The organism is Sphingomonas sp. LC-1 (assembly GCF_025371035.1).
Lineage (GTDB): Bacteria > Pseudomonadota > Alphaproteobacteria > Sphingomonadales > Sphingomonadaceae > Sphingomonas > Sphingomonas sanguinis_E.
In genome coordinates this window covers 124624-134478 of record NZ_JANZXB010000012.1, presented here as the reverse complement: position 1 = coordinate 134478, position 9855 = coordinate 124624, and the positions used below count along the sequence as shown (strand labels likewise).

Here is a 9855-nt window from a genome sequence, read left to right as displayed (position 1 = left end):
GATTTACCGGCACCTCCAAGGCTCTGGCATTCCTTGGCGATAGCCTGATGGATGGCAGTAACGATCTCGCCAACTACATCGGCGGGAACGGCTATGGGCCGCGCGCAGTCGTTCCTACCGGCCTTACAGGCATTGTCGCACACATGAAGCTGACGCGTGTGGGCGCGCGTGCATCCGACCTATCCCAGAATACGAAGATGCTGGCTTGGCTGAAGTATTTCAATATCTTGTACTTGGAGCCGGGCACTAACGATCTGGCGAACGTGAACGGAGGCAACGCCACGGCGGCGGCGACCATCAGTTCGTTGCAGTCATTGATGACGAGCGCTCGATCGGCGGGCGTCAATAAAATCATCGGCTGCTTGCTGATCCCTCGCCTCATTCCAGGGGCAAGCGGCACAACAGACAGCTACGCGACTGAGGCCGGCCAGACCTCTGACGCCAATTTCGGCGTGGGAACGCGCGGCGAAACCGTCAATAATCAATGGCTCGCATGGCTGGCGGACGGCACGGTTGCCGCGCTTGATCGCCGTGACAAAACGCGCGGCACGGACCCATGGAAGTGGGTTGTCAACGGCAGCGCCAATTATGGAACCGGCGACGGCACGCACTACACCACGGCCATCGCCCAGCTCATGGCCACCGACACCCGCGCTGCTATCGATTCTGTGACGCTCTGATGGCCCATGCCTGCCCCCATTGCGGAGCCGACCAGCCCGATCGCGTGGAGCGGTTCGGCCTAATCGTCCAGCGCGATCCGGGGGCAGTGTATTGGAAGGGCATCCGATACCACCGGCCGCCCGGCGAGGTGGAGACCCTTTACCACCTTGTCCGGCGCGGCCGGGTCTCGCATCTCACCCTCGCCATGCTGACGGTAGGAGAGGATGCCGAGACCGACGTGGCCAAGGTGCGGATATGCCGACTGCGGCGCTGGTTGCGCAGCCTGGGCGGCGATGTAACCATCTCGACCGAGCGAGGCTGGGGCTATGTGCTGGAGCAGGCGCCAGGCGTTTGACGTCCGGTCACGCCAGCAGGGCCAGTCGCGCCGACACTGCCATTTCCCGGAACTTGGCTTGCCAGAACGGGCTTGCCTCGCTCCACGGCGTTGCGATCTCGAACTCGCCCATACGGCTGTCCCATAGCTTCTCAGCCAGATACTCGATCAGCGCCTGATCGCCGTTTCCACTCGACTGTTAATCGAGCGGCCCTGCGGTGTGACGGACGAATCGCCATCACTCGGCTGCGCTGATATACTCGCCACAGACCATAGGGGTACGAAAACGGCTCAGGGGTATAAGTCGGGGTATCGGTTCCGAGCCGCTTCGACAAACCCACGCATTTTAGCCATTCTTCGCATGCTTTGAGGCGGTCACCTCTTCCGCCATCAAGGGACCGCGACGCCACCAACGTCGCGCCCCCCCCAGTAAACTACGACCTGCACATCACGTTACGGCCCGACGTCCGCGGCGCCGGTCTTGGCGCGCAGGGCCTTGCCCGCCTGGAAGCCCAAGGCGGATCCAATACGGTCATCCCAGCCGTAGGGATCGTTGCGAACGATCGGTTCTCCGTCATCGTCGAACAGGACCGTCTGATAGAGCAGTCGCACCGGGATCTGGCGGGGCAGCTTGACGAAGGTCTCCTTGCCCGTTTCGCGAGCGCGGTGCCATTCGTCGACCACGCCTTCATCCTTGGCCAGCATCTCGGCAAAGCCCAGCGCATCGTCGACGCGGACGCAACCATGGCTACGCTGCCGCTGGACGAGCCCGAACAACGTCTTGGCGGGCGTGTCGTGGAGGTAGATGGCATGATCGTTCTGCATATCGAACTTGACCAGCCCCAGCGAGTTTTTCGGCCCCGGCTGCTGCACGATCCAACCGTCCTTCCAGACCATGTTGTTCGCCTTCAGGTAACCGGGACCCTTTTTGGCGATGTCCTTTTCCTGGATCGAGCGGGGAACGGTCCAAGTCGGGTTGGCGACCAGTCGGAAGATGGGGGAGCCGAGCTGCGGCGTTTCGGTATCCGGTTCGCCCACGATCACCTTGCGGCTGTCGACGATCTTTCCATCGCGCCAATAGGTCAGCCGGGCCGCCGCAATATTGACGTCGATCCGGGTCTCCGGCGGCGTGCGTTCCAGCCAACGCAGCCGCTCCATCGCAACCGCGATCGCGCGCCCGCGATCTGCGTCCGACATGTTGAGGATAGCCAACGCCTCCGCACCGATAATGCCATCCGGCTTCATCCCGTAATCCGCCTGCATCTGGCGGACCGCCGCGACGATGGGCGGCGCGTAGCTGTTCCCAAGCGCGGCGTTGCGCGGCAGATAATCGAGGATCACCAATTCGCGCGTGATCGCGGGCAGCCTGGGGTCGGTCGCGCCCGGCTTGATCGCCTCGCCGCTATCCGCAATCGGGGCTGGCGAATTCTGTGGCCGGGGCTCGCGCGCAATCTTGAGATAGGCGGCCGACAGCTTCTTATAGTTGGCGTCCTGCGGCGCGAGGCCGTTGAGCCATCCGCTGAGGTCGCCGGACTTGAGCGCCCCGGCCAGCCCGGCCTTCAGGTCCGGCGAGGGCCTTGGCACCGTATAGACTTCGTAGAGCTTGGTTGGATCGGTCGCGCCCCGCGCCAGTGCCGCAGCGAAACGCAGCGCCTGTTCAGTTAGCGTGGCCTCGTCTCCAGCGCCAATGTCGAACGGCATGTGGTCGAGCCCATGCGCCGCACGGTCATCGATGGCCTGGCGCAATTGGCCCTTGGTCTTGTCGCTCCACTGGGCGGGGCCCGCCTGTTCCTGTGCGGTGGCTATCGCGTTCTGGTCCGACGCGCTCTGTCCGCTACACCCTGCCAGCATCATGGCCAGCACCAACGACGTCCCCATCCGCATCTGCACAGGTCACTCCCTCATCTTCTATCAACAACGCATCGAAGCGAAGTCAGGTCCCGGCCGATCGCCGTTCGCGATCCGGTAAGTCGTTGTCTTCACGCGACGAAGCATGGATCCAAGTCAGGAAGTGGCAACCATCTTACTGTAAAGCTGCGATTTCCTCTTCTCGACCGGACCATGCATTTGTCTCATTCCCTGTTTTCGCGCCGTGATCTGATGGGCGGCGGGACGGCCGCTTTGGTGATGGCCGCACTGTCGGAACGGGTTTCCGCCCGGACGCCCGAGCGGCGGCTTTCGCTGATCAACGCCAATACCCGCGAACGCTGCGACGTGTGCTTCTTCGCCGATGGACGGTACCGCGCCGATGGGCTCGCCGAGTTGAACCACGCGATGCGCGACTGGCGGACCGGGGCGACGCGGACGATGGATCCCAGGCTGCTCGATCTGCTCGTCCATCTGCGCGACCGTCTGGACGTCGCCCCCAACAAGCCCCTGCGGCTTGTCTCCGGTTATCGCAGTCCCAAGACCAATGGAGCGATGCACGCGCGGTCGCACGGAGTCGCCAGCAAGAGCCAACATATGCTGGGCAAGGCAACCGACATCGCCATCCCCGGCGTCCCGCTCAATCGCCTGCGCGATGCGGCCCTGTCGCTGCGCGGGGGTGGCGTTGGTTATTATCCACATGACGGCTTCGTGCATGTCGATACCGGACCCATCCGCCACTGGAGCTAAGCAGATAGTCGCCGGTCCGTTCCAGACGCGGAACGGACCGGCCACCTCGCGGTTGTGTCCTCCAAATCAAGGAGATGACATGAACGCCAACGCGCGCCTGACCAATTTGACGCGGATCGGCTTCGCGACGCGCGGACTGCTCTACATCGTCATCGCAACGCTCATCCTGCGCACCGGCCGCGCCGAGGACCCCAGCGGCGCACTGGAGTATCTGGGCCGGGGCGGCGGACAGTTCCTCCTGGGCATCATGGCGGCCGGCTTGGTCGCCTATGGTATCTGGCGGATTGTGGATGCCACGCTCGACATTGAACGGCATGGCTCCGACCGGAAGGGGCTGGCCGAACGCACAGGCGCCGGGGTCAGCGGGATCGTGCACCTGTTCCTGGCGTGGCAGGCGATCCAATTGATGCGCGGTGCCGCCTTGTCCGGTGACGGCACGCGCGAAGGTGCCGAAACCGCGCTGAAATGGCCGGGCGGCTGGGCGCTTCTGCTCGTCGGGGCAGCCGTCCTGTTGCTGCTGGGCGCCATACAGTTGGTGAAGGCGGCGAAGGGATCGTTCCTGCGCTATCTGGAACCCCATGTGGCGCGCCGCGCTTGGGTGATGTGGAGCGGCCGCGCGGGCTATGCGGCGCGCGGGCTGGTCTTCCTGATCAGCGGCTATCTGCTGGTGAAGGCCGGTATGGAGGAGCAGGCGCGCGACGCCGGGGGCATGGCGCATGTCCTGTCATGGCTGACGAACCCGTTCGATCTGATCGTCGGGGCCGGATTGCTGGGGTTCGGACTGTTCAGTCTGGTCGAGGCTCGCTACCGCGTCCTGCATGACGTGCCGGTCGACGATATGGTGCGACGGGCGACCAGTTTCCGCTGACGTCGGGTGCGGTCGCCCCTTGGGAGCGCGCGTTGGATCGTCTATCAGGCGCCATGGATTTCGATCAGTTGCTCGTCCGCTTCTTCGGCACCGAAGAGATTGCCGACCTCGCCCCGGAACAGCTTGCCGCCGGTATCGAGCGTCTGCGGCTGCAATTCGGGCTGGAGCGCGACGGCGGTCGCCGCTTCGCGCTGTGGTGCCTGGCCTATATGCTGGGCGCGGCACCCGATCTCGAGGATGCCTTTGAGGACGAAACGGACCGCGAAGCCGCACGCGACTTCATGGACACGATCGACCGGGAAATGGAAGAGGACGACTGACGGATCAGTCGTCCTCCCATCGTCAAGCCGGACTGGCCAGGCTCACCAGTTCAAACCGGCCCGTGCATAGACATAGCGTCCATTGAACCCGAAGGGCGAGAAATAGGGGAAGCCCAGAACGCCGGTCGAGTTGTTCGCGATCGGCGTCGCGCGGGGGTAGACGTCGAACAGATTGCTCACGCCGAGCCCGATCTGTGCCCCCTTGCGAGCGGTGTAGCGAAGTTCGAGATCGGTGATCGCGCGATTGCCGGTCAGGACGTCGGCACTAGGCGTCGTGCCCGGCTGGTTGACGTTTCCATAATAGGTCACGCGCGCCAACGCGCCCAACTGGTCGAGCGACCAGTCGATCGTGCCCGTCACCTTCTCACCCGGCGTCCCCTCTTCCAGCGTCAGGATGCGGCTGCGCGCGAACAGGGTCGGCGCGGGGTTGAGCGTCGCGGTCGAGGTGGGCACGCGAGTCACTTCGATCGTGTTGACGTTGCCCGCCAGCGTGAAATCGAAGCTGCCCGCATTGTCGGTGCGGAGACGATAATGCGCCACCGCGTCGATGCCCTTGGTCGTGCTCGCCAGCCCGTTGATGAAGAAGCGCGCCGCCGAGACGTTATAGGGCGACAACAGCGCCGCGACCTGCGGGCTGGCCGCGGCCTGGATATTCTCTGACAGGCCGATCTGATTGCGGATATGGATGCGATAGGCATCGATCGTCAGGTCGAAACCGCCAGCTCGGATCACCGTGCCAACCGACAGGTTGGTCGACTTCTCGGGCTCCAGCGGCAGACCACCCAGCGCTGTCCCCACCTCGCTCACCGAAGGGAAGGTGCCGGTGAGGATCGGCACGCCATTGGTCACGACCGAGGCGATCTGCGTGAAATATTGCTGTTGCAGCGAGGGCGCGCGGAAGCCGGTCGAGGCGGTGCCGCGAAGCGCGAACCAGTCCGCTACGTCGTAGCGCGCCGAGACCTTGCCCGTGGCGGTCGAGCCGAAGTCTGAATAATCCTCGCCGCGCCCGGCCAGACCGATCAACAGCTTGTCGGTTACCTGCGCCTCGACGTCCAGATAGATGCTGCCGCTGTGACGGTTCCGTTTGGTAGCGTTGGCCGGACTGAAGCCGCCAAAGCCCTGCGCCCCCGGCGACGCGCCCGCCACCGCGCCGGTGGTCGGATACCCGTAGGAAGCCTGCTCGCCCGGCGTGATCTTGTAGCCTTCGCGACGCCCCTCAATGCCGAAGGCGACGTTCAGCGACTGGAACACGTCGAACTTGCGGGTCACGTCCAGCCCGGCGACATATTGGTCATAGGCGACCTGACCGTCATAGAAATTCTTCGGCGTCGCCGCGCCATAGGCATAGTTGGCCGAATTGAGCGTCCGGAAATCAACCGTGTTGCGGCCATAGCTGAGCGACAGATCGACATTATAGCCGCCGAAATCGCCGCGCAGGCCCACCGCCGAATTGATGTCCTTCGTCTTGGTGTTGATGATCGGCAGGAAGCCGTTGGGATAGCCCGCCAGCGTCGTCGATGCATTGGCGTTGCGCGGGAAGGCCGCACCGCGCGTGTCGCGGTCCTGATAACCGCCAAAGGCATAGAGGCTGACATTGTCGGTCAGCGAGGTGCCCGCATTCACGAACCCGGTGAACTGCTCGACCTCGGGGTCGCCATAACGGCCGGTGATGCGGTTGGGGGTAACGCGGCGATCGATATCGGCGCGGTTGGTCGGCTGGCGCTTGGTATATTCGCCCGAGACGGTGATGAAGCCGTCGCTGCCAAAGCCGATGCCCTGCCAGGCGGAGGCGGTGACGACCGGTTCGCCATTGACATGGCGGCTGTTGGCGGCGGTATCGACCTGCGTGTTGTAAAAGCCATAGGTCACCGACGCGCCGCCACCCGAACGAGCCTCGCGCAGACGCAGATTGACGACGCCCGCAATCGCGTCCGATCCATATTGTGCCGACGCGCCATCGCGCAGCACCTCGATCCGGTCGAGCGCCACGGTCGGGATGGTGTTCAGATCGACCGCCGCCGATCCGCGTCCGACCGTGCCGTTGGTATTGAGATTGGCGGAGGTGTGGCCGCGAATGCCGTTGATCAGGACCAGGGTCTGATCCGGGGACAGGCCGCGCAGCGTCGCCGGGCGGATCGCGTCGGTCGCATCATTGGCCGAGGGACGTGGGAAGTCGATCGAGGGGGCCACCGCCGCCAGCGCCGAGGCCAGTTCGGTGGTCCCCTGCCGCTGAAGGCTGGCGCCGCTCAGCACGTCGACCGGCGACACGCTGTCCAGCCGGGTACGGCCCTCGGTGCGCGTGCCGGTGACGATGATGTCGTTACCCTCGTCCGCCGTCGTCGCGGCGCCTGCGGCCGGCGCGGTCTGTGCGGCCTGATCCTCGGCCTGGCTCTGCGGCGAAGAGGACGTCGCCGTCTGCGCATAAGCGGTCTGCGCCGCGAGCGTCAGTAGCGAAACCCCGAGAAGGGCGATGGTGCGACCCTGAGTCATTCCCTGAAATCCTTGTACTGGCCCGGCTGTTGCCGATGGGCGGGTTTGCCCCGTCTGATCCGCGACCTCTAACCCGCGATCGGTCACCTTCGGACCAACAATTTCTATCCGATTGGTAGGGATTTCATTTAAACAAAATCGGAACAAGGACTTGTCGAGCATATCTGTGCGCAGGTGACACGAAAAAAGGGGGTGTACCTCGCGGTACAACCCCCGTTCCGTCATTTGATATGGGCTGGTCAGATATCCATACGACCGGCGTTCATTACCTTGTCCCAGGCCTTCACGAAGTCGCGCACGAACGGCTCGTAAGAGTCTGAACAGGCATAGGCTTCTGCCAAGGCGCGCAGTTCCGAATGCGACCCGAAGATCAGGTCGACACGGGTTGCGGTCTTCGTATGCTTCTTGGTGCGGCGGTCGCGACCGTTGAACAGATTGTCGTTGTCGGTCGGCTCCCATTCGGTGCTCATGTCCAGCACATTGACGAAGAAGTCATTCGTCAGGGTGCCGACACGATCAGTGAACACGCCTTCGGTCACGCCCAGCGCATTCGCGCCCAGCACGCGCAGACCACCGACCAGCACCGTCATTTCCGGCCCACTGAGGTCAAGCAACTGGGCACGATCGACCAGCGCTTCCTCCGGCACCATGAATTGCGGCCCCTGGCGATAGTTGCGGAAGCCGTCCGCCATCGGCTCCAGCACCTCGAACGATTCGACATCCGTCTGGTCTTCGCGGGCATCCATACGACCCGGCGTGAAGGGCACGGTCACTTCGACCCCACCATCCTTGGCCGCCTTCTCGACCGCCGCGCAACCGCCCAGCACGATCAGGTCGGCCATCGACACCTTCTTGCCGCCGGTGGCCGAGGCGTTGAACTCGCCCTGGATCGCCTCCAGCTTGGCGAGAACCTCCGCGAGTTGAGCCGGGTTGTTCACCTCCCAGTCCTTTTGCGGGGCCAGACGAACGCGGGCGCCGTTGGAACCACCGCGCTTGTCCGACCGGCGATAGGTCGAGGCCGAGGCCCAGGCCGCGCCGACCAGCGCCGGGACCGACAGGCCGGAGTCGAGGATCTTCGCCTTCAGAGCGGCAATGTCGGCCTCGTCCACCACCGGGTGGTCGAGCGGATCGACGCGATCCTGCCAGATCAACGGCTCCTGCGGCACGAGCGGCCCGAGATAGCCCTCGACCGGCCCCATGTCGCGGTGAGTCAGCTTGAACCAGGCGCGCGCGAAGGTCTCGGCGAAATAGGCCGGGTCCTTGTAGAAGCGCTCGGAAATCTTGCGATATTCCGGGTCCTTGATCATCGCGAGGTCGGAGGTGAGCATACGCGGATGCTGCTTCTTCGACGGGTCATGCGCGTGCGGGACGTCGGCGGGGGCGGACTTGGCCTCCCACTGCCAGGCGCCCGCCGGGCTCTTGGTCAGCTCGAACTGGTCCTCATATTCGAACAGGTTGCGGAAATAGTTGTTCGACCAACGCGTTGGCGTCTGGCTCCACGTCACTTCCAGGCCGGAGGTGATCGCGTCGCCGGCCAGACCGCTGGCATGCTTCGAACGCCAACCAAGCCCCTGGTCCTCGATCACCGCGCCTTCCGGCTCGGGACCGACAAAGGACGGGTCGCCCGCGCCGTGCGTCTTGCCGAAAGTGTGACCGCCGGCATTGAGGGCGACCGTCTCTTCGTCGTTCATCGCCATCCGGGCGAAGGTCGCGCGGATGTCCCGCGCCGAGGCGACGGGGTCGGGGTTGCTGTTCGGACCTTCCGGGTTGACGTAGATGAGGCCCATCTGGACCGCACCCAGCGCCGGGTGAAGCTGACGCTCGCCCGAATACCGCTCGTCGCCCAGCCAGCTGCCCTCGGGACCCCAGTACAGCTCTTCCGGCTCCCAGGTGTCGGCACGACCGCCCGCGAACCCGAAGGTCTTCAGACCCATGGACTCCAGCGCGACATTACCGGTCAGGACGTAGAGATCGGCCCAGCTGATCTTGGCGCCATATTTCTGCTTGATCGGCCACAACAGGCGGCGTGCCTTGTCGAGATTGGCATTGTCCGGCCAGCTGTTGAGCGGGGCGAAGCGCTGCTGCCCGCCGCCCGCGCCGCCGCGACCGTCGGTGGTGCGATAGGTCCCGGCGGAGTGCCACGCCATACGGATGAACAGGCCGCCATAATGGCCGAAGTCGGCGGGCCACCAATCCTGGCTGTCGGTCATCAGCGCATGGAGGTCGGCGATCAGCGCGTCGAGATCGAGCTTCGCGAACTCCTCGGCATAGTTGAAGGTCTGACCCAGCGGGTTGGAGCGGGGATTGTGCTGGTTCAGCCCTTCCAGGCGCAGCCGCTCGGGCCACCAATCCTTGTTGCCATGGCCACCGCGACCACCGCGCTTTCCGCCGCCACCGTTACCGCCGCCGCCATGCGCGACGGGACATTCTCCGGCGTTCGGGCCCTGCCGTTCTTCGATTTCGGTAGCCATTCGTCCACTCCTTGAATTTCCGTCGGGCAACGACGCGTTCCGTCGGCCACCCGGCACCTACGCATAAGGCCGGATAAGGTTTGCACTGTAAAGCCG

Annotated in this window: 8 protein-coding genes; 5 read left to right on the top strand and 3 right to left on the bottom strand. The window is 64.3% G+C overall.

Annotation, left to right across the window (positions count from 1 at the left end; genetic code table 11):
* Window positions 1–680: SGNH/GDSL hydrolase family protein (locus tag NZL82_RS16275; RefSeq protein ID WP_261270800.1), on the top strand; the 680-nt coding region annotated here is incomplete at its 5' end.
* Window positions 680–1015 (top strand): hypothetical protein, encoded by a 336-nt coding sequence (locus NZL82_RS16270; protein ID WP_261270799.1) that lies wholly within the window; start codon window positions 680–682, stop codon window positions 1013–1015. The genes NZL82_RS16275 and NZL82_RS16270, both read left to right, overlap by 1 nt.
* Window positions 1016–1447: 432 nt before the next feature.
* On the opposite strand, the gene NZL82_RS16265 is transcribed toward NZL82_RS16270, so the two are convergent.
* Window positions 1448–2872, bottom strand: coding sequence for a L,D-transpeptidase family protein (locus NZL82_RS16265; protein ID WP_261270798.1), 1425 nt, complete (start codon window positions 2870–2872; stop codon window positions 1448–1450).
* A gap of 189 nt (window positions 2873–3061) precedes the next feature.
* On the opposite strand from NZL82_RS16265, the gene NZL82_RS16260 reads away from it, so the two are divergent.
* The 3 genes from NZL82_RS16260 to NZL82_RS16250 all read left to right on the top strand — a co-directional run bounded on the left by NZL82_RS16260 (window position 3062) and on the right by NZL82_RS16250 (window position 4798).
* The gene (locus NZL82_RS16260) at window positions 3062–3610 is read left to right on the top strand and encodes a DUF882 domain-containing protein (RefSeq protein WP_261270797.1); all 549 of its coding nucleotides are present in this window, start codon (window positions 3062–3064) and stop codon (window positions 3608–3610) included.
* 79 nt (window positions 3611–3689) lie between these two features.
* Window positions 3690–4478, top strand: a complete 789-nt coding sequence (locus NZL82_RS16255) for a DUF1206 domain-containing protein (RefSeq protein ID WP_261270796.1) — start codon at window positions 3690–3692, stop codon at window positions 4476–4478.
* Between the two features lie 53 nt (window positions 4479–4531).
* Window positions 4532–4798, top strand: a complete 267-nt coding sequence (locus NZL82_RS16250) for a hypothetical protein (protein WP_261270795.1) — start codon at window positions 4532–4534, stop codon at window positions 4796–4798.
* A 42-nt stretch (window positions 4799–4840) separates the two neighbouring features.
* On the opposite strand, the gene NZL82_RS16245 is transcribed toward NZL82_RS16250, so the two are convergent.
* On the bottom strand, window positions 4841–7288 hold the full coding sequence (locus NZL82_RS16245; protein ID WP_261270794.1) for a TonB-dependent siderophore receptor: 2448 nt from the start codon (window positions 7286–7288) through the stop codon (window positions 4841–4843).
* A 239-nt stretch (window positions 7289–7527) separates the two neighbouring features.
* Window positions 7528–9759, bottom strand: a complete 2232-nt coding sequence (gene katG, locus NZL82_RS16240) for a catalase/peroxidase HPI (protein WP_261270793.1) — start codon at window positions 9757–9759, stop codon at window positions 7528–7530.
* Between the last annotated feature and the right edge of the window lie 96 nt (window positions 9760–9855).

Coding starts and splice junctions, on each gene's coding strand:
- NZL82_RS16270 (WP_261270799.1), top strand. CDS start 680: ATGGCCCATGCCTGCCCCCATTGCGGAGCCGACCAGCCCGATCGCGTG.
- NZL82_RS16265 (WP_261270798.1), bottom strand. CDS start 2,872: ATGGGGACGTCGTTGGTGCTGGCCATGATGCTGGCAGGGTGTAGCGGA.
- NZL82_RS16255 (WP_261270796.1), top strand. CDS start 3,690: ATGAACGCCAACGCGCGCCTGACCAATTTGACGCGGATCGGCTTCGCG.
- NZL82_RS16250 (WP_261270795.1), top strand. CDS start 4,532: ATGGATTTCGATCAGTTGCTCGTCCGCTTCTTCGGCACCGAAGAGATT.
- NZL82_RS16245 (WP_261270794.1), bottom strand. CDS start 7,288: ATGACTCAGGGTCGCACCATCGCCCTTCTCGGGGTTTCGCTACTGACG.
- katG (WP_261270793.1), bottom strand. CDS start 9,759: ATGGCTACCGAAATCGAAGAACGGCAGGGCCCGAACGCCGGAGAATGT.